Origin of the sequence: Lentzea sp. NPDC006480 (genome assembly GCF_040611995.1) — a bacterium.
GTDB lineage: Bacteria > Actinomycetota > Actinomycetes > Mycobacteriales > Pseudonocardiaceae > Lentzea.
Genome location: NZ_JBEXPJ010000014.1, coordinates 1 through 25,525 on the forward strand (window position 1 = coordinate 1; position 25,525 = coordinate 25,525).

A 25,525-nucleotide genomic window follows, 5' to 3' on the forward strand; every position below is an offset into this window, starting at 1 on the left:
GATCCGCACGGTGCCGGAGTCGCAGATCGTCGAGACGTTGCTGGCGGAGGCGGCCCGCATCGCCGAGGAGATGGGCGTGGACATCGAGGCGTGACTTGCAGTTCCGCGTGAGCGCGCGAAATGTAGGTCGCAACCACCGCGCGCAAATCCATCGTTACAAACACAAATCGATTCGACACCTGCAGCTTGCCGGAAATAACCGGGACATGATAGTCGATGGCATTCGAGCTGAGGAACACCTCTTTCGACCGTTGCCCGCCGAAAGTCAGTCGCAACGCGAGAACTTCCTCTGCATCGCAACGAAACAGGCATCGACACGCGGCGTTCAGCCACTACCAACCATAGAAACACAGAGATGACAGGCGATCGGTACTGAGCTGATGAACCGAGAGGCAAAGCCACATGTTCGCAGGTAGTCAGATGCCTGGCGATGGAGCTCTTGCGGAAGCTGATCGACGCGTTGCCTTCCGGTGAGTCGGCACCCGCAGAGGTATCGACGCGCAGTAGAACCTGCCTCTTCGACCACTTTTCCACTCCTGGTCTCGCTTCCTGACCGCAAATCCTGATCGAATGGCAGCTGCGAGGCGCTCGTGACAAGTTGCTCAATGCTCAGGTCGAGGTCGGCCCATGAGCCGCGTCTGGAGTTCGTGATCACCGTACTACGACAAGAGAGCGCCTCGTCCAGTTCGACCGTCGAACGCCAGATCGAAGCGGAAGCGCGGGCAGCGTCAGCGGGGGACGCCGGTGCCACAACGCGCCTGCTCGCACTATTGCAGCCCTTGGTGATTCGATACTGCCGGGCTCGCATCAATAGGATCAATGGCGCGCTGGTTCTTCCAGAAGACGTGGCTCAGGAGATCTATCTCGGCATACTGCGAGCGTTGCCAACGCTATGTGAACGCCGCATGCCCTTTCTGCCGTTCGTATACGGAATCGCCTCGCACAAGGTCTGCGATGCTGTCCGCGCCGGGGCGCGCAACCGAGCCGATCCGGTCGCCGACACACCGGATGTCAGTATCAGCGATCAGGAACCTGAACAGCTGGCGTTGAACGCGGAGCTGTCCACCCGGCTTGGCAAGCTGCTCGACGAACTTCCGGCCCGCCAAAAGGAAGTCCTTGTCCTTCGAATCGTTGTCGGACTGTCCGCCGCGGAGACTGCCCGCGCGGTCGGATCCACTTCCGGCGGGGTTCGCGTTACGCAGCACCGCGCCCTGACAAAGCTTCGCTCCATGGTGCGTGCTGATCAAGGTCTCCTGGCCGAAGGTTTCGCGTGGTGAACCGAGTCCGGCTCAGCGCCCAGAACTCCTCAACATAACCCTTGATCCACCGCCGATGCCGACCTCCAAGGTTCAGCAACAGCAGCAACGATCTGATCGATTTGAGCGCGAACCGATGCGCAGGCCAGGTGCCGCGATGCCTCCCGCATCGCTGGACCTCGGTCGTGTAAGTATCCTGCTCGGCCGTGGTTGTGGCGAGGGAACGAGCAGATCATCGCGCCCAGAAAGGCCCCTGTGCTTGTTACGGACCATTCCGCGGAACGAACACCTACACGTTCAGGCCAAGCTCGTAGCCGCACCTCTCGAAGCACCGCCTGGTGCATAGACGTGCATGTGCGTGCACACGCCCGTACTACCGCGCTTGTACTCGTCCAAGACGAGCATCGATGCAAATAGCAGGGTCAGCGTTGCCAGCTAACCGTCCCGGCATTCCAGCGAAGGCGCAAAGAATGTCCGACAACGCTGTCATTGACCAGAAGTAGGTGCCTGTTGAGGAAGGAATTCCTGCCTTAACGTCCCTTAGCGGCAGCGAAGCCGCCAAAGCCCCAACTCCGTCGAGAAGACCTTGTCGGGCCATGTACAAGCTCCTGATAATTGATAAGGATGTCCCGGCCACGAGGTCGCTCGTGCGAGAGCTCGCAGAGCTGGGTCATTCGGTTAAAGCGGTGTCGACGGCGTATGGGACGATGCCTGCGTTCATCTCAGATAGGCCGGACCTGGTCGTGCTCGGTGTTGACGCCGTACATGTACTCCAGTTGATCAGAGGGATCAGCGACGTGCCGGTAATCACTCTGGACGAGTCGGACGATTTTATGACCGTCGCGCGCCTGTTCGGCGCCGGCACTGACGATTTCGCCGCGAAACCGTTATCCGCCGAGGATCTCACCGCGCGCGTCGAGGCGCTGCTCGGCCAGCCGAACCTTGATTCAGGGGATGTACTGTCAGTCGGCGAACTCCTCATCGACCGCGCCAGCCGCACGGTGACGATTAGAGAAAAGCCTCTCGACCTAACCAGACTGGAGTTCGACCTGCTCGCCCACCTCGCCGAGCGTCCGGGCGAGGTCGTCAGCAAGCGAGCGCTCACAGAGCACGTGTGGCGGAAGTCCAACTCCGTCAGCCTGCAGACGATTCACGTCCACTTATTCGTGCTACGCCGCAAAATGGGCGAGTCAGCGACCGCACCTCGTTACCTGCACACGATCCGCGGGGTCGGCGTCAAGATCGTCGCGCCCCGGTGACGCTAATTCCGTTTCGCCGCCGCGCCTTGCCGCCTCACACGACGAGGCTTACTGCAAGCTGCCCTCCGGCCTCAGAGTCTTCCTGCCTGCCAAGCCTGGAGGCAAGCGCCATCCGCAGGTTTGCGTGATCATGATGAAGCCCATCCTGGCGATCTTCAGCTGATCGGGGACGAGCTGGCCTTAGAACACCTCATCCGTCATGCGGATGAAGTAGTCGCGGTGCCGCCGTTCCATGACTGCGCGACCACCGTGGGACAAAAGCTCCAGCGAAGTCAGCAAGACCGCTCACTCTCACTTGCCAACCGCCCTGAAGGTGCCACTCATATGGACTGATGCCGAGATGTCGCGGCGGTATGCCACGCCGACATGGCCAATGTTGGTGCAAAACATCGTTTCAGTCCTGAGCCGGGGTGAGGCTGAACAACCTGCGTGGTGATCTGACCAGCCACAGGGTAGCGAAAGCGCCACCTGCCGCGGCCACCACCAGCATCGATGGCAGGCCGATCAAAGTGACTAGAACACCGCTAAGCAGCGCGCCGAGCGGCCGTGCGCCGAAACTAACGGCCATGAACGCGCCTCTGACTCGAGAACGAAGGTTGTCGGGCACAAGCGCGCTGAACAACGTCCCGGCACAGATATCCCGAATCACCCCACCGAATCCTGCCGCCGATGACGCGGCCAGGATCATGGCAAGAACTCCGGTCAACGGGATCGCTAACAGCGGCAACGAGGAGAGCAAAACGCCGGCGAGAAGCGTTCGGCCGACACCGAAGCGACGGGCCAGGCGGGAGCATGTCGCAGCACCGAGAAATCCGCCGACCTCGCCCAGGCCTATCACGACACCGATCACCACTGGGCTCAGTCGTACCTGTTCAACCAGGTACAACATCACCATAGTTGTGAACATAATGTTGAACAGATTGGCGGTCGCGGTGATCAGCAAGAGCACACGCACGGCTAGAGTGCGGCCGATGTAGCTCAACCCCTCCCCGACCGAGATCCGTCCCTCCTGACGAGGCGGATCATTCACCTTGATTCTGCCGAGCAGGAACGCGGAAGACAGAAACGAAGCAGCATCTGCCAACAATGCAGTAGGGGCGGACAGCATCGAAACAAGCATCCCCCCGACCGCTGGCCCAACAAGAAAGGCCAGGGATCTGCCCCCTTCGCACAACGCCTGACCATCGACATACCGATCCGACGGAACCAGCGCGACGAACAACGAGTTCTCATTCACGGTGAACAGTACCGAGAAAACGCCTAGCAAAAACGATGCAACAAATAGCTGAAGGAAGGAAAGGACACCCAGGGTGTAGCTTATCCAAAGTCCGATCAGCAGGATCAGCCGGACGACGTCGGCCACGATCATCATGGCACGACGCCGCCCGAAGCGATCGACAAGAGATCCCAAGTGCACTGAGAATAGCAGGCTAGGCAACCACGCCAGAGCAGTAACAATGCCAATTTCAACCGCATTGGCATGGAGCACCACAATCGCTGTCAACGGAATCGCAACAGAAGTGACACCGTCGCCGAGCGCTGAAATGGAAGTAGCACCCCAGAAACGGCGGAAGTCGACGTTCCCAAGAAGTGACACATCGCGCAAGCTGTCCATCCAATCCGAAGCGCAACTTGGCGTGCCTACACCTGCCGCATCACGAACCTATTCACCAAGAGGGCGGCCTCATGTTCACCACCTCCCCAAAGAGGATATGAATCGACTGGCACAATAACAACCTACGCTAGCCGGGTCAGATGTCAACACGACAGTTCAACACCTTGTCACTACGTGCACCGGACGCTTCCCCAATAGACGCGACTGCGGGTCCAGTTGCCTCACCATCTGGACCTCGCCGACTTGGGTGCAGGTGTGGCCAGTGTGCAGGTCTCAGGTCGCCTCGTATGGATATGGTGGGATTCTAGGGTGAGGTGGGATGAGGATGAACAGCTATCGATATCTCCGCCGATCCGGTGCTGGTGATGGTGTGCTCGCCTGCAGGAATCCGGAGACAATGCAGTGTGGCTGCGAAAGAACAACCTATGTTCTATTACGGCTTCGTCGCCTAGCCTGACTTGGTAGCCGCAGGTTCGCGCTTGGTGACGAAGGTGGCATCGATCCGATACATTCACCCCGCCTCGATTGCTGGTAAATGCGATCCGGTGGTCGCCCGCACCGGGGACCAGCTCCGGTTCGAGTCGTTCTCCGGTTGCGGCGGGATGTACGCGCGTCTGGACGCGAACGACGGTCCGTTGCACCTTGTTGTCAGCGCGGACGAGCTGCAGGTGAGCACCCTCAGCGGCTCAGCGGTGGAGCACAGAGTGGCTCTGGCGCAACGGTTGCTGCGGGGATTCGCGCAGTTTCCGGTGATCACCTCCGAATTATTCGAGCCCCAGGATCGAAACTACGGACCTCAGAGTCAGATACGTTCCTGCGCGCTCTCCGCCACGCCGCGGTCGAGAGGAAGCTCGTGGGTGGTAGCCGTGCGGGTCCGAGATTCCAGCAAGCGTCGAGGCCGCCGCCGGGCGCTGTGCCTGGCCCGGCTACGACGCCTCGGCGCACTACTGCCGTTGCTGTCTATGCGGCCGCAGTGCGGGTTTCACCAGCACGAATCGGTTCTGTGCCTGGCCTTTGCCGCAGATGCGGCTCATGGGTGCTCTCGCCCATGTTGTAAGGACGCCACACTGCATTTCCTGGGCGAAGTAGGTCTAAGGGACACCAAGCTGATCGGTGACTTGCTCGCTTCCGAGTCTCGCTTTGAGTCCGACCGACTTGCCCGGCGGACCTGCCCGCCGTTCGACCGGGCGCGGCCAACGGTTACCGCGCTCAGTGCCGGCGGAGGACTCGGGTACGATCAGGAAGGGCTGCGATGCTTGTGCGTAGGTCCCGCCCGGAGCCGTCATGATGCACGGCGATTTCGCTGTCGTGAATGGGCATCGAATCAGGTCATCCCAGACTCGTATGCCGTGCACATGCCGATAGTGGGCCGAGTTTCGCGGTACCTAAGGTAAGTGCACACATATGTGAGCGTCTGGGGTGCTGAAGGCGATGTGATGACCATCGCTCTGATCATGATGGGCCACGTCCTGGCCGTGTTGGCGTCATCACTCCGCCACCGCAGGGGTGAGTTGTGTGATCGAACTACCGTTCGCACACCCCAAGCGCAGGCGATCGATCGCATGCACTGACCTGCCGGTCATGCCGACCACGTCCCGTGCAGGACTATGTCCGACACGGCGCCACCAGCCTCTTCTTTCTCCGCGCTCGATGCCGGCATTGGTGCTGTGATCGCGCGCCACTAACGGCGGCATCGGCACAAGATGTCCCGCGGTTACTTCAAACTCGAGTGGCTCTACCAGCACTCACGTCATCGCTGCATAGCTAGACACCCGACTATCTGAAACTGGCCGCCGCAACGTTGTTGTCAAGCCCAATTTCTGCCAGATTAGGCACGTCATTCGTGATTATTACCGCCGTGCCCGTACAGCCCAGCCCTGTCCATAGGGTCATCTTTTTCCATGGCACCTGCGGACTGGCGAATAATGGAGCGACTGGGCGAACAGATGAAGCAGTTTGCGGAGATGCCAGATTCTTACAGCCGTGACCATAGGCTAGTTCGTATTGGCCGTGGTAGTTCGTGTCAGCATAGAAGTACGCTCCTCCAGCGTCTCCTACGTAAGTCTGAGCGCTGGCTTCGCCACTAAATGCCGCGAGAGCACCCAGAGCGAAAGCAACCGTTATGTATGCCAAACGTCGTGTTCGAGTCATAGTCATGGCTATTCTCCATTCTTCCCGTCGAGTCGAGGTAGGGGTCGATACATTAGACCATCAGGCGGTCATCGTCTCCCGGTAACGATGATTTCTGCCCGTCACGGCACCTGCCTCTTCCCTGAAGTAACAACGGGTTGCCTCATCTATGACCGGCTGCTTCGCTGCCGTCGCTGCAAACTGAAGGAACTACAGCCGCGAGCAAGCCACGCCATCTAGGACTGATCGAGCAGGTCTCCGACGCCGCTGCGTATCAAGCCTGCTGGATGCTGTGATCACCCACGATCCCAGTTCGGGGAGGCGACGACGGCAGACACAGCAGCGCGCGAGCAGATGTCCTACTGCGGGTTCCTCGCCGGCCTGTCTATCGCCGAGTGCGACGACTGGGCCCGCTCCGAACGCCTTATCAAAGCAGCCGCGTTCCCGCCTGAGAAGTCATTGCCCGCCTTCGACTTCGACGTCAACCCCAAACGTCGATCCAGCGGTGGTCCATCGTGGCCACCTGCGAGTAGGTGAAGAAAGGCTGGCGGCTGTGCTTGATCGGCGACTCCGGCACCCGCAGAACTCAGCTACTCACCGTGCTAGGCACCGAGGCCATCGTGCTTGGCCTCCGCGTCCGCTATACGTCGGCCAATCTGGTCAAGCAACTCGTGGAGGCTGCGGACGAGATCCTGCTCATGACCATCACCCGTTACGAGACCGCCTGGACGCGAGGAGAATAAGTCGGTCGCGATCGCTTCGAGCGATAGCTTCAGCGGCTGGACCACGACCGTCACGACCCACGTCTCTGCGCCGCGATCGTCGACCGGCTCATCCACGGCAGCAACATCGTCGAGACCGGCACTAACTCCTAGCGGCGCGCATAGACACGCGCATGGCCGCTTGCCGCGAACACAGACGATTTCTGTTTGCGCAGCGACCACGTCATCGTTGTGCGAGGTAGGCAGGCCTGGCGCAGTCGACTGCTCGGCGGCGCGCATCGCTTTACCCAACCAAGACGCGTGGCGGTCAAGCTTGTGGTGCCGCCGCTGTCACCAGGCGGCCATCACCTCGAAGACTCCAGCGCCACACAGGGCGCCCGCCACTAGCTGGATCGCGCTTGGATCCCTTGCCGCATAAGCAGATACCAGAACCGAGGCGACGTTCACGTTCTCGTGCCAAGCCGCGCGACCGTCGTCATCTAGGTCGTCAGGGACGGCGCACGTGACGGGAAACTCGATCGGACACGTCAGCCGATCACGTGGTACACCGTCGAGCAGTATCGAAGCAAGCGTACTTGCCGCGGCCATGACAGCCTTATCGCCATGCGTGACAACGACCTGGAGTGAGCACTCGACGAGGTTAGGATCCGCCGCAGCTGATGCTCTAATGCACACAAAACCCAGCGGGAGCCGAGCTCGCCAGCCGAATCGCGGCTGAGCCGGAGCTCGTCTTGAACAATCTGCTCCGCGCCACAAGGAACGTACACATCGTCAGCTGTCCGACATCGTTCGAACGTCTGCCAGTACGGCCCAGGAAATGCCCGCCTGTGCCATAAAGACTGCCCGTTCACCTGCTTGGCTGACTCTTGCAAGTCCGGCGACACCTGGCTCGCGACATGCGGACTGCCAGCTCACTCGACAGCCACACACCCACGCGTTTCCACCGCACCGAAACGGTTGGCGACTGGTCCGGCCCTGCGGCAGCGGCTCGACCTACGCTTCGATCCGATCGGCGAACCTCGAGATTCTTCTGTTCATGGATACGATCGCAGACAGCTAAGACAATGCGCCGATGAAATATTTCCTCCACCGTGAAATTCACCCCCTGGTGAAGATCGAGTCAATGTATCGACGCGCATGCGATCACGACGACGTGGAGAATTCAGAACGTTGAGGAGTCCGAAGCGATCGTGGCTGAGTACGCCACTCGCGTGGAGACGATACGTTCGAAAAGGGCAGGATCTGACCGTGGCGACCGTTCTAAAGCTCAGTAGCCAAAGTTTTGCGTCCAGTGCGGACCGCTAGTGCTGAGATCGACCCCTACACCGATGGTGCGGAAATCTGGGCTGAGGATATTCGCACGATGACCAGGGCTCTTCATCCAGGCATCCATCACAGCATGCGGCGACCGCTGGCCCCTGGCCACGTTCTCACCGCCGGGCCGCGTGTGACCGGCCGCCCGCATACGTTGCTCCGGCGTCACCTCGTCAGGGCTCTCGTGCGCGCAGTAGCCCCACTTGGCCATGTCGGCACTGTGTCTCCTGGCAGCTGTGCGCAAGTGTTCGTCGGTGCGCAGGGGAGCCAGCCCCGCCGTCTTCCTGACCTCGTTCACGAGCCACGTGACGCTGTCTTCCTTGGAAGACTGGTAGCTCTTGCTGTGCACCGTTGCCGCTTTCGGCTTTGGTGGCGTTTCCGACTTGATCTCTTTACCACGTTCTGGGGCACGGGTGCGCATTCGGGCAACGGAGCCGTCTGAGCGCTTACGTTTGCGGCTCCTGGGCACGGGCGGCCTCCTCACTGTCGTCCGATCCTCATTCTGAGCTTCACCAGCGCCCTCGTGCAGGGTTCGTGTCCGAGTCGGTACGGATGAACACACAACCGCGCACTGTTGGTCGTCGTACCTGGCTAAGAGGGTGTCTGGAGAAGGACTATGGCTAACGATCCTCTGAATCTCGCCGAAGCCGGCGCGTGGGCTGGCCTGTGGTGGCTGCTGGACAACGCTCTCGAGCAGGCGCGCGATCTGCGGGCGGTGCTGGCGGTCGTGTACGGCGCGGATCGACCGGAGCGGATGTGGGATCTGGCGCGGCATGTGACGGAGGCGGCGTGCCGGGCTCATCCGCATCCGGCGGTGGCGTTCTGCTCTGGCGATGATTTCGGTGTCGGAACCTGCATCATCCTAGATAGAAGACCACCACTCATACCCGGCGCAGGACGCCCTCTCGCGGCGGGGCTGTGCTGAGCATCTTGAGGTGCCGCGGTCACGAATCGTGCTGGGCGCCGCCGACGGCGACGCGAACGCAGTGATAGCGCGCAGGCTGGGCAGCCGCACCAGCACCCGTGCCCGTTCCGGAAGCTCGGGCAGCCGCAGGTTCTTCTCCGAGTCGTGCACCTTCAGGTACGCCTGTCGCCCGATCCGCCGGCCGGGCACGAAGCTCACCGACACCGGCCGGAACGGAAAACGCTCGATCAGCTGCAACGTCCCCCGCCGCTGGAAGAAGTGCCGCAACCCCGGCGCGGCCAGCTCCAGCGCCACCGGGACGGCCAGCACGGTGAGCCACAACCAATGGATCATCAACACACCACCGAACGCCACGACCGCGAAGATGATGTGCCCGACCGCGCGCCGATCCGCCCGCGCCAAGCAGGTCTCGGCCCAGTTCTCCACGCCGATCTTGGGGATCATCTCTGCACTCGCGCCGGAATCAGCTGCGGTACCCCGCGAAACGTGACGACGGTGTTCCCGGCCGAGTCCGGCGGCACGAACCACACGCGCCGGTGGCGAGCGATGCGTCCGCGGAGGAGAGGCCCCACGCGCAAGGTCAACAGAAGCGGCGGCGACGACAACACGACGAGACGCCCTCCTTCCCACTGCACATGGGCGAAATGCCACGGTTCATCCTCCGGTAAACGCACCGGACGGCGACGGGTCACCACCCAGAGCACAGCCGCGGCGAAGAAGAGCAGGAGCAGCGCCACCGGAGATGACCACGACCACACAAGTACCAGCACGAACTGGAGAACGAAGGCCGACGCGGCGAGGACGGTCCACATCAGGGCACGGCGACTCGATCGGTCGACGCAGTACCGGGTCCACCGATCATCCAACGCCGTCACCTCGGTGGAAGGCTTGTTTGGCACGACCACCTGTCAACCGTACAGGTGACGCTTCCCATCAGGAGCGCAGCTAAGTTAGGCTTGCCTAACCTTCGAGGAGGTGCAGCGGTGACCGACACCCAGACCAAGCGCCCACCGGCGCCGCACGCCGCAGAGCGCGCTCGCACGATCGCGGCTCGCGGTGGTCACGCCGCCCTGCTTCCTCAGGCCGGATCCCGCACCAGCCCGTTGTTCCACCACGTGCACCCGTGCGGGACGACGATCTTGCTGCTCGCCGACGAGCACCCGCTGGTCGGGCAGCTGTGGCAGACCCCGCGGGCCGAGGTGACGGCGATGCTGGAGATCGCCGACCAGGCCCCGGTGCCGTTGCGCGAGCCCGTCCGCGGCCTGTTGTGGCTCACCGGCTGGGTCACCGCGCTGGACGGCCAGGAGGCGCGCGACGAGATCCTCGCGGTCGCCGACGCCCGCCCGGACCACCGGTTGCTGGACGCGGGCCACGGCGCGTCCGTGCTGAGGCTCACACCGGCGTCGCTGGTGATCGCGGACGCCGAGGGCACGTCGTCGATCCGGCCGGAGCAGTTCGCGAGTGCGACGCCGGACCCGTTCTGCCGCAACGAGGACCACTGGCTGCGGCATCTGGAGGCGGCACACCGGGACGTCGTCGGACAGCTCGCCAGGCATCTGCCGGAGGAGCTGCGCGGCGGGCAGGTGCGACCGCTCGGGCTCGACCGGTTCGGGCTGCGGCTGCGGGTCGAGGCCGAGTGCGAGGACCACGACGTGCGGATCGCGTTCTCGAAGCCGGTCAGCACGCCCCAGGAACTCGCCGGAGAGCTGCGCCGGTTGATGGGCTGCCCGTTCCTGTCCCAGAGGTAGCCTCGCGCGGGTGACCTTGATTGCCCCGGAGATCAACGCTGACGAGAAGCGCGGTTACCAGCTCGAACTGCTGATCGTCTTCAGCATGACGCTCGGTCTGTCCGGTCTGCGCAGCCTCGTGCGGCTGATCGACAGCCTGCTCCAGCCGACCCCGCTGAACCAGCAGTCGGTCGCGATCAACGTCCCGCAGGCCAAAGCCGACCTGCTCGACCTGATCGCCCAGCTGCTCGGCGTGCTGCAGCTCGCCGCGTGGGGCGGCATCGGCCTGTACCTGTTGTGGCGCACCGGGATCAAGCTCAAGGTCATCGGTCTCGACGGCACTCGCAAGCTCGCCGACTCGCTCGGTGCGCTGGGGCTGGCCGCGATCATCGGCATTCCCGGTCTGGCGTTCTACTTCGCCGCGTGGGGACTCGGGCTGAACCTGGCCGTTCAGCCGTCCACTTTGGACAGCCAGTGGTGGATGAGCGCGGCGCTGATCCTCGCCGCCGCCGGCAACGCGTGGGCGGAGGAGGTGCTCGTCGTCGGGTACCTGATCACGCGGCTGGAGCAGCTCGGCTGGCGCAAGTACACGGCACTGCTCGCGGCCGCCGTGCTGCGCGGCTCGTACCACCTCTACCAGGGCTTCGGCGGGTTCATCGGCAACCTGGTCATGGGCCTGGTCTTCGGCTTCTACTGGCAGCGAACCCGCAGGCTGTGGCCGTTGGTGATCGCTCACACGATCCTCGACGTCGTCGCTTTCATCGGTTACACAATGTTGCGCGGCAAAGTGAGCTGGTTGCCTTAACGATTCAATGGTCGCAGCGAATATTCTGCACCATTCGTTGCGATTCCAGGCGCAGCAGCGGCGATTTGTGCTGTTCAGGGTTACGCTCGTCCGGTGACTGCGCACACGATCGCTGAGACGGAAGCAATCCCGGACGCCGCGCCCCGCGTGGACAGCGAGGTCGGCCCGTTGCGCACGGTGCTGCTGCACCGGCCGGGCAACGAGCTCAAGAGGCTCACCCCGCGCAACAACGACCAGCTGCTCTTCGACGGCGTGCCGTGGGTCGGCCGCGCCCAGGAGGAGCACGACGCGTTCGCCGCGACGCTGGCCGCGCGCGGAGTCGAGGTCCTGCTGCTGGCGGACGTGCTCACGCAGGCACTTGAGGACAACCGGGCGCGCATCGCGGGCATCCACAGCGCGGTCAACGAGCGCCGGCTCGGCATCGACCTGGCCGACGCGCTGCGCAGCCACCTCACCTCGCTGCCGGCCCCGCAGCTGGCGCAGGCGTTGATGACCGGCATGACGTTCGAGGAGCTGCCGGCCGCCGAGGGCGCGTCGCTGGTGCGCAAGATGCACCTGCCGATCGACTTCGCCGTCGACCCGCTGCCGAACCTGCTCTTCACCCGCGACTCGTCGGTGTGGGTCGGCGACCGCGTGGCCATCACCTCGCTCGCGCTGCCCGCCCGCGACCGCGAGACGACGCTCACGGACCTGATCTACGCCTACCACCCGCGGTTCCGCCGCACGGGCCGCGCGTACGGCGCCCACTCAGCCCCGCTGGAGGGCGGCGACGTGCTGCTGCTGGCACCGGGCGTGATCGCCATCGGCGTCGGCGAGCGCACCACCCCGGCGGGCGCGGAGTCGTTCGCCCGGTCCGCACTGGCCGACGGTCTCGCGCACACGGTGCTGGCAGTGCCGATCGCGCAGGAACGCGCCACGATGCACCTCGACACCGTCTGCACGATGGTCGACCGCGACGCCGTGGTGATGTACCCGGCGATCAGCGACAACCTGTCCGCGTACCCGGTGCGCTCCGACGGCAACGGTGGCGTGCGCGTCGACGGCCCGGTGCCGTTCCTGGAGGCGGCGGCCGAGGCGATGGGCATCGAGCGGTTGCGCGTGATCGACACCGGCCTCGACCCGGTCACCGCCGAGCGCGAGCAGTGGGACGACGGCAACAACACGCTGGCGGTCGGCCCCGGTCTGGTCGTGGCGTACGAGCGCAACGTCGAGACGAACGAGCGCCTGGAGGCCAACGGCATCGAGGTGCTGCGGATCGCCGGTTCGGAACTGGGATCCGGCCGCGGCGGGCCCCGCTGCATGTCGTGCCCGATTGACCGCGCACCCCTGGTCTAGATCATTAGGAATGCCTAACCTTTGTTTGGATCACCTTTCCAAACAAAGGTTAGCTTTTCCTGGAATGCGAAGATCACCGTTCTGGGATAACGTACTCCGCATGGCCTCGAACGTGAAGAAGATCCTGTCCAAGAAGTCGAAGTTCCACGAGCTCCTGCAGGCTCAGGTCGGCAACGAGTTCTCCGCTTCGCAGCAGTACATCGCACTCGCCGTGTGGTTCGACAACGAGGACCTCCCGCGCCTCGCGTCGCACTTCTACAAGCAGGCTCTCGAAGAGCGCAACCACGCGATGATGATCGTGCAGTTCCTGATGGACAACGACATCGCGGTCGCCATTCCCGGCACCGAGACGCCGATCAACGAATTCAAGTCGCCGCGCGACCTCGTCGACCTCGCCCTGCGCCAGGAGCAGCAGGTCACGGACCAGATCGTCGCGCTCGCCAGGGCCGCCCGCGAGGAGAGCGACTACATCGGCGAGCAGTTCATGCAGTGGTTCCTCAAGGAGCAGGTCGAGGAGGTCTCCTCGATGAAGACGCTGCTCACGATCATGGACCGCGCGGACGGCAACATGTTCTACGTCGAGACTTACCTCACCCGCGAAACCGTGGGCGACGAAGGTGGCGCCAGCGCCCCGACCGCCGCCGGTGGCGCACTCTGAGTTTTTCCTTCGCACGCACGAGTGCCTGAAATACGGGCCCGCCTCACCTTCACTGGTGCGGCGGGCCTTTTCGGTTCAGCCGCGCCGCTTGCCGGGTGAGGTATTCCCGCTCGGCGAGGTTCGACGCTTTCCCTGCCGCCTCGACGTAAAGCCCGGCCGCTGTTCGTTCATCGCCGTCGCGCTCGTGGAGGTATGCGGCAACGGCCGTGTAGCGCGGCAGTTCGGGATCGAGTTGGCTCAACGCTTTCAGCCCGGCACGTGGGCCGTCCGCCTCGGCCACCGCGACCGCGCGGTTGAGCCGCACGATCGGGCTGTCGGTCAGGTTCGCGAGCTCGTCGTACCACTCGACGATCTGCACCCAGTCGGTTTCCTCGGCCTTGGGCGCGTCGGCGTGCAGGGCCGCGATGGCCGCCTGCGCCTGGAACTCGCCGAGCTGGTCCTTCGCCAGGGCGTTCTGCAGGATCTCGACGCCCTGCGCGATCAGCCTCGTGTCCCACTTCGCGCGGTCCTGCTCGGCGAGCGCGATGAGGCTGCCGTCCTTGGCGGTCCGGCTGGCCCGCCGGGCGTGGTGCAGCAGCATCAGGGCCAGGAGACCGGCCACCTCTGGATGGTCGATCACGGTGGCGAGCTGCCGGGTGAGCCTGATCGCCTCGGCGGCCAGGTCGACGTCGCCCGAGTAGCCCTCGTTGAAGACCAGGTAGAGCACGCGCAGCACGGTGGCGACGTCGCCGGGCTGGTCGAACCGCACGTCGCCGACCGTCTTCTTGGCGCGGCTGATGCGTTGCGCCATGGTCGCTTCCGGTACGAGGTAGGCCTGGGCGATCTGGCGCGTCGTCAGTCCGCCGACGGCTCTGAGCGTGAGCGCGACGGCCGACGACGGCGTCAGTTTCGGGTGTGCGCAGAGGAAGTAGAGCTGGAGCGTGTCGTCGGTGTCGGGAACGGGTCCCTGCTCCGGCTCGGTGTGCTCCTCACGGCGTTTCCGCGCCGTCTCGGCTCGCGTGGCGTCGATGAACTTGCGCCACGCCGCCGTGACGAGCCAGCCCTTCGGGTCGCGCGGCGGATCCTCCGGCCACACCCGGATCGCCTCGACCAACGCGTCCTGCACGGCGTCCTCGGCCGCCGCGAAGTCGGCTCCGCGGCGGACGAGGATCCCGAGCACGGCCGGGGTGAGGCTCCTGATCAGTGCTTCTTCCACGTCACTCCGTGATCGTCGGCGCGTTGCCGTAGAACGGACGGACCTCGAGCCACTCGTGGATCGGTTTGCCGTCCTTGCCCGGTGCCGCCGACAGCTCCCCCGCGAGCGTGACGGCACGCTCGTAGCTGTCGACGTCGATGATCATCCACCCCGCGATGAGGTCCTTCGTCTCCGCGAACGGCCCGTCGGTGACCGGCGGCTTGCCCTCGCCGTCGTACCGGACCCACGCGCCCGTCATCTCGAGCGCCTGGCCGTCGACGAACTCGCCGGTGTCCTTGAGCTTGTCGGCGAAGTCGTTCATGTACTGGATGTGGGCCGAGATCTCGTCGGGGGTCCACTGGTCCATCGGCACGTTGTTCACCGGTGCCGGGGCGCCGCGGTAGTGCTTGAGCAGCAGGTACTTGGCCATCTCGGGTGTCTCCCTCAGTGCTGTTGCGACCCATCCTGGCCGCTTTCACCACGGGGACGGAGCCGTTCGACGTTTCTCGACACCGCGTCTCAAGATTTTTTCGCTAGTTGTGGCAGTCCTGGCCGTTGAGGGTGAGGAAGGCCGCGGTGACCTTGCCGTCGAGCACCCCGAAGACGAACTTCGCGGCCGGGTTGTTGTCGGCCTTGGCGACATAGCTGTAGTTGGGTCCGATCGGCTCGAGGTTGGTGTACTCGGCCTTGAGCTTCGCCTCGGTGGCACCGACACCCACACCGTCGGACGACATCGCCGGGGAGAAGGTGATGCTCGCGAGCCCCTTCGCCTTGGACACCCACACGAACTGCCCGGTGCCGAGGATTTCGTGGGACGTGCAGGTCTCCCCGCCGTTCGTCCTGTCCGGTCCGATGAGCTTGGTGTCCATCACCTGCTGGAGCGTCATGCCGAGCTTGAGCGGGCCGTAACCGAACGAGCCGATCACGGGCTTCGCCGGCGCCGCGGGCGTGTTCGTGACGGTCTGGGTCACCACCTCGGTCGCCACGGCGGGCGGCTGGGTCGAGGCAGAGGTCGTCGACGGCGGCGCGGCGTCGTTGTGCGGTGCCGGAGTCGAGGTGCAGGCCGACAGTGCGAGAGCAGCGGCAGCAGCGGTGACGAGGATGAGCGAGCGGTTCATTTCAGGTCCCCCAGGACTTGTTGTTCATGGTTGTGTCGGTGCGATGCCCGCCGCACCCCCAGTGCGGCGGGCACCAGATCAGAGGTAGGCCATCGCGCAGGAGACGTCGTTCGCGCCGAGCTTGATCGTCACGACCTTGTTCGCGTCGCTGCCCGGCTCACCCTGGAACGCGTAGTGAGCGTTGGTGTCGATGGTCGCCGACCAGCCCGCGCGGTACTCGGAGGCCGTCGGATAGGCCTTCCGCACGTCGCCGAAGGTCGAGCCGACACTGATGCCCTTCGACGTCTTGGCCTCCGCGGGCAACGTGATGCGCTCGATGCCGTGCTCCTTCGAGACCGCGATCCTGTCGTCGGCGGCGCAGCCCGCGTTGGCGTTCTCCCAGGTCAGGTTGGTCAGACCGGCCGCGCGCGCCTCTTCGAGCGTCATGCCCAGCTTGAGCGAGCCGTAGCCGATGCGGTTGTCGGTTTTCGTGACGGCTTGCGGCGGTGGGTTGGTCACCGGCTGCGTCACGACCTCGGTGGCCGCCGGCGCGGTGGGTGAGGACGTGGGCGTCGGCGCGGAGCTGCTGTGCGGAGTGGTCGAGCACGCGGACAGAGCAAGAGCCGCGGCGGCGCTGACGAGGACGAGCGAGCGGTTCACAGTGGTCCCCCCGGGACTTTTGGTTCGTTCGTGTTCGACGCTGCCAACTCTGGTTGGCAGGCCTGCAAGAAACCTCCAGGTGGCCTGCAAGCCTCTGCAGGCCGTCTGAATGTGGGTGCCGCACCCGCCCCACCCCCAGCGGAGCGGGTACGACAGGTCAGAGGTAGGCCATCGCGCAGTCAGCGTCGGACGAGGTGAGCTTCATGCCGATGACCACGTCCGAGTCGGCGAACCGCTCGTTGCGCAGATCACCGAGGAACGCGTAGCCGGCCTTGCCGCTCAACGTCGTCGACCAACCGTCGCGGTACTCCCGGGCATCCGGGTACGCCGCCTTGACCTCGGCGAACGTCGATCCGGCGCCGATGCCCTTGGACGTCTTCGCGTCCGCGGGCAGTGAGATGCGGACGATTCCGAACTTCTTCGAGATCGCGAGGCTGCCGTCTGCGACGCAGTTGGCGTCGCCGTCGCTCTCCCAGGTCAGGGTGGTCAGGCCGGCCGCGCGGACCTCGTCGAGCGACATGCCGAGCTTGAGCGCGCCGTAGCCGATGCGGTTGTCGACCTTGACCACGGCCTGCGGCTGCGGCGGGTTGGTCACCGTCTGCGTCACGACCGAGGTCACGACCACGGGAGGTGGCGGCGAGGACGTCTCCGAGATCGGAGTGGAGGAAGACGTCTGCGGTGCGACGTTGTTCTTCGGCGCCGGAGCGGATGTGCACGCGGTCATCGCGGCGACGCCGACCACGGCGACGAGTGCGATTTTGATCGAGCTGTTCATTTCCGTACCCCCAGGATTGTGCTCATTTTCGAGATACCCTTAAGACGCCGGCACCACCCGGGGGTTGCAAACTCGAACGTCACAGAAAAGTCACGGAAAACAATCGAATTCCGGGCACGACAAATAGCCCCGCAGCACGGGGAAACGAACGGGCTCCACCATGCCCCACCGACCTGCAAGAAACCTTCAAATCGCCTGCAAGTGCCGTGAGCAGCTCAAACAGCTGCCGAGGTCCCGCCGCACCCCCAAGAGCGGCGGGACCTCGACGAGATCAAATGATCAGTAACCGGGACAGTCGCTGGAGTTCAACCGCATTCGAACGACCGTGACCGCAGCGCCGTCGGTTTCGAATACGTACGACCATTTGGGCGTCGCGACCATTTCCACGCGCAGTTCGGAACCGGTCTGCGTGGCGGTCGGGTAGGCGGCCTTCACGTCGGCCACGCTCGTGCCGACGGTGACACCCTTGCTCGTCTTCGCGTAGCTCGGCAGGGTGAGCCACACGATTCCCCTGGCGGGCGAGATGACCGCGGCATTGCTGTCCGGCACGCTCTTCGTCCCGTACGCGGTGCACTTGCCCTGCGGATCGGCCGCGGTGCCGGGTTGTTTCAGCGATCCGGTCTTCAGCGCGTCCGCCTCCGTCATCCCCAGCGCGAGTCCGTCCACCTTGCTCGGTTGTTCCGACGGGGGCGGGGGCGGCGGCGGGGTGGTCGTGCGCGGCTTGGTCGAGGTGCCCGGAGTGGGGTTTCCGGTGCCGGGGTTGCCCGCGGTCGGATTGGACGGCGGGACCTCGACCGTCACGACCGAGGTCGAGTAGACGGTGCTGGTCGACGGCGTGGGCGAGGAGGTCGACGGCACGGACGTCGGCAGCAGGTCGTCCGCCGTGTGGTCGCTCGACGAGCGCAGCTGGGTCAGCCCGACTCCCGCACCGACGAGGACCACCACGGCCAGCGCGGTGCTCGCGGCCGAGCGCCGGCGTCGCCTGCGGTCCGCACCGCGAAGCACCGCGTCGGTGGCGTCCGGAGTCGCGTGGACGTCCAGCCGATCGTCGCTGAAGAGCCTGCGCAGCTCTGCGTCGAGGTCGTCGTCCACCGGTCAGTCCCTTCCCAGGCGTGTCCGCAGACTCGCCATCGCCTTGCTGCTCTGGCTCTTCACGGTGCCGCACGAGATGCCGAGCGCGTTCGCGATCTCGGCCTCGGTGAGGTTCTCGTAGTAGCGCAGCACGATCACCGCGCGCTGCCGTGGCGGCAGTTCGCGCAGTGCTTGCCAGAGCGGTTCGTTTTCGAGCCTGCTGAGCTCGGGAGCCACCACGCCGCTGTCGGGCAGATCGGCCACGAGGTTCTCGCGGCGACGACGGCGCCAGATGCTGATGTGGGTGTTGGCCATCGCCCTGCGGACGTACGCGAGCGGGTCGTCACCCTTTCGCTGCACCGCCACCCAGCGAGAGCCGACCTTCTCCAGCACCGACTGCACGAGATCGGCCGCGTCGTGCGGGTTTCCGGTCAGTGCATGGCCATAACGCAGAAGTCCGGGCATGGAAATGCGCACGAACTCCGCGAAGTCCCCCACGGCTTCCGCTCTTCCCCCGCCGCGTTCGGCGGCCGACTCCAGCTGCAGCACCGCCGTCACGGCACGCTCCCTCCCCGAAGCGAACAACTGGCTTCAGGAAGTCCACGCACGAGCGAGCGAGACGGTTGCCTCACTCAATCACAGAACAGCAACGGCCTCTGGCAGAACGAACGAACCGTCAGGCTCGCACGGGAACTCGTGCACCTCAACCACCGCCGCGACCGGGATCTGCCCGTAGACGTGCGGGAACCACAGCGGTGAGTCCGCCACCGCCTCCCACCGCACCGGCACGTCGAGCACCTGCGGGTCGATCACGAGCAACAGCAGCCCGCTCTGCCCGCGGAAGAACTTGCCGGCCGTCACGTGCACGACGCCGCGGTCCGAGCAGTGCACGAACTCCTCGCCGGCGGGCGCGATCGAACCGGCCGACTGGGCAGCGGCCCAGTCGGCCTTCGAGATGATGTGGGTCAGCACTTATCCACAGCTCCCTGTGCACAACCTTGTGGACAACGCTGTGGACAGCGTTCTGAGCAGGTCTAGCGGAGCGTGATCTGACGGCCCCGGAGACCGTCGCGAGCACGGCGCTCGGCGTCGCTCAGCGGCTCGTCGGACGCCAGCGCCTCCAGCAGGCGCTTGCCCAGCGCCTCGGCCGGCTCGGTCCACTCGCGGGCGTGCATCTCGCGGTCGAGGTCCCACACGGGCACGAGCAGGCCGTGCGCGCGGAACGAACCGGCGTACCGCGAGCCCTCGCCCAGGTCCAACTCACCGCGGGCAGCCAGGCGCGCCATCGCGGGCACCAGCTTCTCCTCGGGCTCCGGACGGACCCAGCGCAGGTGCGCCTTGTCGCCCGCGTCGACCCAGTACGCGGCCTTCACGCCGGGCGCGTCGAGGCGCTCGGTCGGCAGGATCGCGGCGTTCGCGCGCTCCAGCGACAGCGCCACGTCACCGGTCGGCTCGGTGCCCTCCGGCATCCACCAGACGAAGTCGGTGTGCAGCACGGGGACGATCTCGGCCTCGGGGTCGAGCAGGTCCTGCAGGCGGCCGGGGTTCGCGCCGTCCTCAGGACCGACGACCGGGAGCACGTCACCGGTCTTCGCCTGCTGCGCCCACTGCAGCGCACGCGCGAGGTCGCGGCTGATGTCGCCGGACCGCGTCTGCACCTGCAGGCCGACGAACGGCACGTCGTCGCCGCGGATCAGCCCGGCGGCCGCCATCGGCAGCACCGTCGCCAGCGTGACCTCGCGACCGTCCTTGACCGGCAGTTTCGCGACCGCCGACGGCACGAACTCGCGCAGCGCGATCAGCTCGCACTCGGCGGCCAGGCCCTCGAACGGCCGGGACACGATCACGTCCGTCGCGCCACCGGGCGCGCCGTGGCAGGCCTTGTAGCGCTTGCCGGACCCGCACGGGCAGGGCTGCTTCGGGTTGATCCCGTCCTTCGGTGCGTCCTTGACCGCGGTCCGCTTGGCCACCTCGGGCCCTCCTCAAAGTTCAGGCTTGGTCAGGTGGCCAAGTTAGCCGTCAGCAGGCGGCGGGTGTTCGCCGGGGCGTTCGTCGCGAGGTAGCGGACACCCAGGTCACGGCACAGCGCGACGTCCTCGGCGCTGTCCACCGTCCACACGTACGTCTCGTGCCCGGCTCGCCTCGCCCGATCGACGTAACCGGGGTCGTTGCGCAGCACGTGCACACCGGGTCCGGTGTAGTCGGCGAACGACGGCAGCGCGCCGCTGCGGTACCGGCCGAGGCGGTCGAGCAGCAGCACCGTGCGGATGTCCGGCGCCTGGTCGCGGAACGCCTTCACCGCGGTCGGCGAGAACGACATCATGACGATCTGCGAGTCGAGCTCGTGCTTCCTCAGCGCCTCGACGAGCTTGCGTTCGACCTCGTTGCGGTATCGGACCGGGTGCTTGGTCTCGATGAAGAGCTGCACGTTCGTGCCCTTGACCAGCTCCAGCAGCTCGTCGAGCACGAGCAGCTCGGCCGGCTGACCGTGGCGGTGCCAGCTGCCGTAGTCGTAGGTCCGCAGTTCGCTGAGCGAGAGCGCGCTGACCGTGCCACGGCCGTTCGACGTGCGGGTGAGCGTGCGGTCGTGCACACACACGATCTCGCCGTCCTTCGACAGCCTGATGTCGCATTCAAGCCCATCTGCGCCCTCTTTCAGGGCCAGCTCGTACGCGCCGATGGTGTGCTCAGGACGGTCGGTGGACGCTCCGCGGTGAGCGACGACGGAAGGTAGCTGCACGAGTACGAACGATAGTTGCCGCACAACAATTTGAGTCATCAATCAAATGGACGTGGACGAAACGCGGATCGCGACTTACCGTCCCGCCTTGTGACGTTCGACCAGCGCGATCCCGCGTTCATCGCCGACCCGTACCCGGCCTTCGCCGCCCTGCGCGAAGCCGGTGAGGTGCATCACCACGAGCAGATGGGTGTCGCCGTCGCCGTCTCGCACGCCGCCTGCTCGGCGGTCCTGCGGCACCGCTCGCTCGGCCGCATCTGGTCGGACGTGAAGCCGGTCGAGCAGTTCATGGCGTTCAACCTGCTGCACCGCAACTCGCTGCTGGAGAACGAGCCGCCCACGCACACCCGCCTGCGCCGCCTGGTCGCCGCCGCGTTCGGCCGCGGTCACGTCGAGCGCCTCCGCCCGTGGGTCGCGGACCTGGCCGACCGCCTCGTTGACGAGCTGGTCGCGAAGATCAGTGACCAGGGCCAGGCCGACCTGCTCGCGCACGTCGCCGCGCCGCTACCGGTCGAGGTCATCGCCGAGCTGCTCGGCGTGCCCCAGCAGGACCGCTACCTGCTGCAGCCGTGGTCGAACGCCATCGTGAAGATGTACGAGTACGGCCTGCCACCCGAACAGCAGCAGGTCGCCGAGCGCGCCGCCGCGGAGTTCGTCGCCTACCTGCGCGAGCTGATCGCGTTGCGCCGCGTCACGCCCGGCTCGGACCTGGTCTCCGACCTGGTCGCCGTCACCGACACCGACGGCGCCCGGCTCACCGAGGACGAGCTCGTCGCCACCGCCGTGTTGCTGCTGATGGCCGGCCACGAGGCCACGGTCAACGTCATCGGCAACGGCGTCTTCGCCCTGATGCGCCACCGCTCGCAGTGGGAACGCCTCTCGTCGCCCGCGATCATGCCCACCGCCGTCGAGGAGCTGATCCGCTACGACTCGCCGCTGCAGCTCTTCGAACGCACCGCCACCGAGCGCGTGGAGATCGCCGGCCACGTCATCGAGCCGGGCGAGAAGATCGCCGCACTGCTCGGTGCCGCCGCCCGCGACCCGTTGGTGTTCGAGGAACCCGATGTCCTCGACGTCGGCCGCGAGAAGAACCAGCACCTCGGGTTCGGCATGGGCATCCACTACTGCCTGGGCGCACCCCTGGCCCGCATCGAGGTGGAGGCGGCGCTGTCCTCGTTGCACCGCAAGCTGCCCGGCGCGGTGCTGGCCGAGGAACCCAACCGGCGCGCGGAGTTCGTGATCCGCGGCCTGCACTCGCTGGTGCTCAGCGCGGAGTAGCTTCGGCTTTGCGGCGCTGGGCACCGAGGAAGATGCTCAGCTGGTCGAGCACCTCGGAGCTGCGCACCCAGTCCCTGAGCCGCGTGTCCTCCGGCAGCTCCACCGCGTCGCAGTCCGCCACCTTCTTGCTGTGGATGGCCTTGGCGAGCAGGTGCAGGAACGCGAGCAGCTCGTCCGGCCAGCTCACCTCGCGCTGATGCAGTTAGGCGAACGTGGCGTGCGCCGCGAAGGACGTCCGCAGGTCGAACAGGTGGTCGCGGAGCGTGGCGACCGAGTAGTCACCCTCGTCCAGCCGCGCCCTGAGGGCTTCGAGTTGCCTCTGCTGCCTGCGGCGGCTCACGACGACGGACACCACCCAGCTCAGCAGCGCGAGCACGACCAACGTGACCACGGCGATGATCACGATGGTTCCGATCGCCGGATCGGGCTCCATCTCCGCCGTGACGTAGACACCCCCGACCACCAGCACGCCGAGAAAGACGGTGTAGCCGGCCAGAACGAGGAGCGCGTTGAGCACCGCCTTGATGCTGACGGCCCGACCGGACGCCCGCACCATGCCCCGCCACCCGTATTTCGCCGTGAACAGCAGCACGAACGGCAGGCCGTAGACGAGCAGTGCGAGGGCCGTCACGACACAGCCCTCCATCGCGTCCCTCGACCACGTGTCGAAGACGATCACGAACGAGAGCCCCATGTGGCCCATGGTCGGGATGATCATCAGCAGGTACCAGTCGGAGTCTCGAAGAACCGGCGAGAGCATCCGGAACCGAGCCGACGTCCTGGATTCGCTGCAGGCGAGCATCCGCGCCACCAGGTAGTAGTGCATGGTCATGAGGGAGTACAGGCCCGTGATCTGCCAGCCGAGGTCCAGCAGCAGGCCGCTGAGCCGCACCATCAACGCCGTGGCCGCCAACGCGACTGCCGCGTGCACGTACGGTCCCACGATCAGCAGACGCTGCGCTCGTTCGAACACCGCGGGATCCGGCAGTCTGCGCACCTGCGCCAGCACCGCTTTCCGCTCCCTGCGCAGCTTTCCGCCCACGCTGAGGTCGACCAGCATCTGCCGGATCTGGTCTCGCAGCTCGACCGCGAACTGCGGCACCTTGCGCATCTGCTGGAACGACTCCTGCCGCACCCACTCGCTGTCGCTCGCGAACCCCTCGGTGAGCAGCTCGCGTGCCGTGTCGGTGTCCGCGACCGAGCACACCTCGAGAACCCACTTGCGGTCGAACAACATGCCGTCTTCCCAGGCCTTCTTCAGCACCGGGCCGACGAGCCCCGCCACCTCCGGCTGCGTCGCGAGCAACGTCGGCGAGCCGCCCTCGGCGAGAATTCCCAGCAGGTAGAGGAGTCCCGGCGGCCAGTCGTAGCCGCGGTCGGTGGTGCCGGGAACCTCCTGTGGCAGCAACCGGACCGCTTCCTCCAGCAGCTTTCCCGCGTGGTCGGCGCGTTGCGTCTGCAGGATCGTCACCGCCGTCTCGCGCCACCGCCCGCTGGTGAGCAGGGTCCGCAACGGCACGCGGTCGGGTTCCCTGATCACCACGCAGGTCGCGAAGTACTCCTGCAGCCGCCGGTGCGAGAACGTCACGCTGCCCTCGTCGTCACCGGTGCGCGCGATCTTGGTGTAGATCAGGGCGTCCAGCGTGCGGGCCAGGTCCGCCTTCGGCCGGCGCAGCGACTCCGCCAGCAGTGCGACGGCCTGGACCTTGGGCACGTTGAGCCCCAACGACTGCCGTGACGCGATCAGGAACGCCAGCTCCTCGGCCACCCGGCGGACGTCCTCGCTGCCGACGTCGAAGTGGCCGCGGACGCGCTCGGTGTCGCGGGCCAGCCGGTGGCCGATGTAGGTCTCCAGCACGGCGTGCACGTTGGTCGGGAAGTCGTTGCCCTGCCTCATGTGCTCGCACAGCAGGCCGAGGAACAGCGGGTTGCCGGACATCTGCTGCACGCTCACCTCGGCGTTCGGCAGCTCGCCCAGCAACTGGTCCTCGACCGCGCGGTCCAGCTCGGAGCGCTGAACCAGCTGCCGCTTTCGCTGTTCCGACAACGGAACCACGCGGAACGTCGGCCAGGCCGCACGTCCGGGACCGCGGAACTCGCGACTCGCCACGACGCCGCGGCAGGCGTTCATGGCGTGCAGGAAGGCGTGCACGGCGTCGGCGTAGGCCTCGATGGCGCGGTTCGCCGAGGTGGCGCTGAGGATCTCCGGAATCTCGTCGAAGGAGTCGAAGAGGAAGAGCCACGTGCCGTCACGCATGCCGCGGTCGAACTCCTCGTCGAGGAACCGTTCCACGTCACGGTCGCGCACGGCGTTGATGGACTCGATCACGAACGCGCGCACGTCGTCGGCCGTTGGCACGCCTGGAGGTTTGAACGTCTTGAGGTTCACGTAGATCGGGATGACGCTGTGCTCACTCGCCTTGCGCATGGTCTTGCCCGCCATGCGTTGTGTGAGGTGCCGCATGGCCACGCTCTTGCCCGCGCCCGGTTCACCTTCGAGCAGCACGATGCGGTCTTCGCACTCCTCCAGCGCTTTCGACAGCGACGGCACCCGCTTCAGCGAGCTCATCGGGGTGCGGCGCAGCAGCCGGACGCGCTGCCGGCCGGTGATCTCCAGCTCCGCCTCCAGCTCGGCGTAGCGGTGGTCGCGCCACTCCTCCTTCTCGCCGAGCCTGCGCATCTGGCTCTCGACGTGGTCGGCGAACCTCGCTCGCCTGGCCGCCCGGCGCTTGTCGGTGCGGGTGGTCAGCCACCGGTGCAGCGTGGCGATCTGCTTGCCCAGCCCGAAGTACTTGAACAGCACGAGCACCACGACCACGGCGACGACGATCGTGGTGGTGCCCGGCGAGAGGAACGCCTTGAGTGCCTCGATCAGCACCTTCAGCGGATCGCTCACCGGTCCGAGGTCCTGTGCCATGACAGGCTTTTCGGACCGGAACGAGCTGGAGTTACGGCTGCCGGCCGTAATCACCCGACCTGAGCAT

At 65.6% G+C, this 25,525-nt stretch carries 24 protein-coding genes; 8 read left to right on the forward strand and 16 right to left on the reverse strand.

Going from position 1 to position 25,525, the window contains the following annotated elements; translation table 11 throughout:
- The first annotated feature begins 647 nt into the window (after positions 1-647).
- Together shbA and ABZX92_RS08220 are read left to right on the forward strand one after the other, a co-directional pair.
- Positions 648-1,277, forward strand: coding sequence for an RNA polymerase sigma factor ShbA (gene shbA / locus ABZX92_RS08215; RefSeq protein WP_355555339.1), 630 nt, complete (start codon positions 648-650; stop codon positions 1,275-1,277).
- A gap of 575 nt (positions 1,278-1,852) precedes the next feature.
- Positions 1,853-2,515 (forward strand): response regulator transcription factor, encoded by a 663-nt coding sequence (locus tag ABZX92_RS08220; protein WP_355555341.1) that lies wholly within the window; start codon positions 1,853-1,855, stop codon positions 2,513-2,515.
- A 394-nt stretch (positions 2,516-2,909) separates the two neighbouring features.
- On the opposite strand, the gene ABZX92_RS08225 is transcribed toward ABZX92_RS08220, so the two are convergent.
- Positions 2,910-4,130: an MFS transporter gene (locus ABZX92_RS08225; protein ID WP_355555343.1), complete on the reverse strand. Its 1,221-nt coding sequence runs from the start codon at positions 4,128-4,130 to the stop codon at positions 2,910-2,912.
- Positions 4,131-6,793: 2,663 nt separating this feature from the next.
- Here ABZX92_RS08225 and ABZX92_RS08230 point away from each other — a divergent pair.
- Positions 6,794-7,003, forward strand: coding sequence for an ATP-binding protein (locus tag ABZX92_RS08230; protein ID WP_355555345.1), 210 nt, complete (start codon positions 6,794-6,796; stop codon positions 7,001-7,003).
- A gap of 1,246 nt (positions 7,004-8,249) precedes the next feature.
- Here the strand turns inward: ABZX92_RS08230 and ABZX92_RS08235 are convergent.
- From ABZX92_RS08235 to ABZX92_RS08245, 3 genes are all read right to left on the reverse strand, one after another.
- Positions 8,250-8,717 (reverse strand): CAP domain-containing protein, encoded by a 468-nt coding sequence (locus ABZX92_RS08235; RefSeq protein ID WP_355555347.1) that lies wholly within the window; start codon positions 8,715-8,717, stop codon positions 8,250-8,252.
- Positions 8,718-9,158: 441 nt separating this feature from the next.
- Complete coding sequence (locus ABZX92_RS08240) at positions 9,159-9,665, reverse strand: hypothetical protein (protein ID WP_355555349.1); 507 nt, start codon at positions 9,663-9,665, stop codon at positions 9,159-9,161.
- Entirely contained in the window at positions 9,662-10,126 is a 465-nt protein-coding gene (locus ABZX92_RS08245; RefSeq protein ID WP_355555351.1) for a hypothetical protein, read from the reverse strand. The genes ABZX92_RS08240 and ABZX92_RS08245 overlap by 4 nt, the downstream gene beginning before the upstream one ends.
- Before the next feature lie 78 nt (positions 10,127-10,204).
- On the opposite strand from ABZX92_RS08245, the gene ABZX92_RS08250 reads away from it, so the two are divergent.
- The 4 genes from ABZX92_RS08250 to ABZX92_RS08265 all read left to right on the forward strand — a co-directional run bounded on the left by ABZX92_RS08250 (position 10,205) and on the right by ABZX92_RS08265 (position 13,746).
- On the forward strand, positions 10,205-10,969 hold the full coding sequence (locus ABZX92_RS08250) for a DUF2470 domain-containing protein (protein WP_355555353.1): 765 nt from the start codon (positions 10,205-10,207) through the stop codon (positions 10,967-10,969).
- A gap of 10 nt (positions 10,970-10,979) precedes the next feature.
- Positions 10,980-11,753 carry a CPBP family intramembrane glutamic endopeptidase gene (locus ABZX92_RS08255; protein ID WP_355555355.1) on the forward strand — a complete coding sequence of 258 codons (774 nt, stop codon included), beginning with the start codon at positions 10,980-10,982 and terminating at the stop codon, positions 11,751-11,753.
- Between the two features lie 147 nt (positions 11,754-11,900).
- Entirely contained in the window at positions 11,901-13,088 is a 1,188-nt protein-coding gene (locus ABZX92_RS08260) for an arginine deiminase (protein ID WP_355555510.1), read from the forward strand.
- Between the two features lie 100 nt (positions 13,089-13,188).
- Positions 13,189-13,746, forward strand: a complete 558-nt coding sequence (locus tag ABZX92_RS08265) for a ferritin (protein WP_355555357.1) — start codon at positions 13,189-13,191, stop codon at positions 13,744-13,746.
- 49 nt (positions 13,747-13,795) lie between these two features.
- Here the strand turns inward: ABZX92_RS08265 and ABZX92_RS08270 are convergent, their stop codons facing one another.
- The 10 genes from ABZX92_RS08270 to ABZX92_RS08315 all read right to left on the reverse strand — a co-directional run bounded on the left by ABZX92_RS08270 (position 13,796) and on the right by ABZX92_RS08315 (position 21,263).
- Complete coding sequence (locus tag ABZX92_RS08270) at positions 13,796-14,941, reverse strand: DUF6596 domain-containing protein (RefSeq protein ID WP_355555359.1); 1,146 nt, start codon at positions 14,939-14,941, stop codon at positions 13,796-13,798.
- 1 nt (position 14,942) lies between these two features.
- A complete protein-coding gene (locus ABZX92_RS08275; protein ID WP_355555361.1) occupies positions 14,943-15,350 on the reverse strand; it encodes a YciI family protein in 408 nt (135 codons plus the stop codon).
- Positions 15,351-15,453: 103 nt separating this feature from the next.
- Positions 15,454-16,038: a hypothetical protein gene (locus tag ABZX92_RS08280; RefSeq protein WP_355555363.1), complete on the reverse strand. Its 585-nt coding sequence runs from the start codon at positions 16,036-16,038 to the stop codon at positions 15,454-15,456.
- A 78-nt stretch (positions 16,039-16,116) separates the two neighbouring features.
- A complete protein-coding gene (locus ABZX92_RS08285) occupies positions 16,117-16,677 on the reverse strand; it encodes a hypothetical protein (protein ID WP_355555365.1) in 561 nt (186 codons plus the stop codon).
- A gap of 157 nt (positions 16,678-16,834) precedes the next feature.
- On the reverse strand, positions 16,835-17,452 hold the full coding sequence (locus tag ABZX92_RS08290; protein WP_355555367.1) for a hypothetical protein: 618 nt from the start codon (positions 17,450-17,452) through the stop codon (positions 16,835-16,837).
- A 279-nt stretch (positions 17,453-17,731) separates the two neighbouring features.
- Positions 17,732-18,544: a hypothetical protein gene (locus tag ABZX92_RS08295; RefSeq protein WP_355555368.1), complete on the reverse strand. Its 813-nt coding sequence runs from the start codon at positions 18,542-18,544 to the stop codon at positions 17,732-17,734.
- A gap of 3 nt (positions 18,545-18,547) precedes the next feature.
- On the reverse strand, positions 18,548-19,072 hold the full coding sequence (locus tag ABZX92_RS08300; RefSeq protein WP_355555512.1) for a SigE family RNA polymerase sigma factor: 525 nt from the start codon (positions 19,070-19,072) through the stop codon (positions 18,548-18,550).
- Between the two features lie 87 nt (positions 19,073-19,159).
- Positions 19,160-19,495: a DUF952 domain-containing protein gene (locus tag ABZX92_RS08305; RefSeq protein ID WP_355555370.1), complete on the reverse strand. Its 336-nt coding sequence runs from the start codon at positions 19,493-19,495 to the stop codon at positions 19,160-19,162.
- Between the two features lie 62 nt (positions 19,496-19,557).
- Complete coding sequence (locus ABZX92_RS08310; RefSeq protein ID WP_355555372.1) at positions 19,558-20,493, reverse strand: DUF5926 family protein; 936 nt, start codon at positions 20,491-20,493, stop codon at positions 19,558-19,560.
- A gap of 29 nt (positions 20,494-20,522) precedes the next feature.
- Complete coding sequence (locus tag ABZX92_RS08315; protein ID WP_355555373.1) at positions 20,523-21,263, reverse strand: glycerophosphodiester phosphodiesterase family protein; 741 nt, start codon at positions 21,261-21,263, stop codon at positions 20,523-20,525.
- Positions 21,264-21,353: 90 nt separating this feature from the next.
- Between ABZX92_RS08315 and ABZX92_RS08320 the strand changes: the two genes are divergently transcribed.
- On the forward strand, positions 21,354-22,541 hold the full coding sequence (locus ABZX92_RS08320; RefSeq protein ID WP_355555375.1) for a cytochrome P450: 1,188 nt from the start codon (positions 21,354-21,356) through the stop codon (positions 22,539-22,541).
- On the opposite strand, the gene ABZX92_RS08325 is transcribed toward ABZX92_RS08320, so the two are convergent.
- Together ABZX92_RS08325 and ABZX92_RS08330 are read right to left on the reverse strand one after the other, a co-directional pair.
- On the reverse strand, positions 22,528-22,728 hold the full coding sequence (locus ABZX92_RS08325; RefSeq protein WP_355555377.1) for a hypothetical protein: 201 nt from the start codon (positions 22,726-22,728) through the stop codon (positions 22,528-22,530). The two genes, ABZX92_RS08320 and ABZX92_RS08325, sit on opposite strands and share 14 nt — an antisense overlap.
- A gap of 15 nt (positions 22,729-22,743) precedes the next feature.
- Positions 22,744-25,458: an NACHT domain-containing protein gene (locus ABZX92_RS08330; protein ID WP_355555378.1), complete on the reverse strand. Its 2,715-nt coding sequence runs from the start codon at positions 25,456-25,458 to the stop codon at positions 22,744-22,746.
- Between the last annotated feature and the right edge of the window lie 67 nt (positions 25,459-25,525).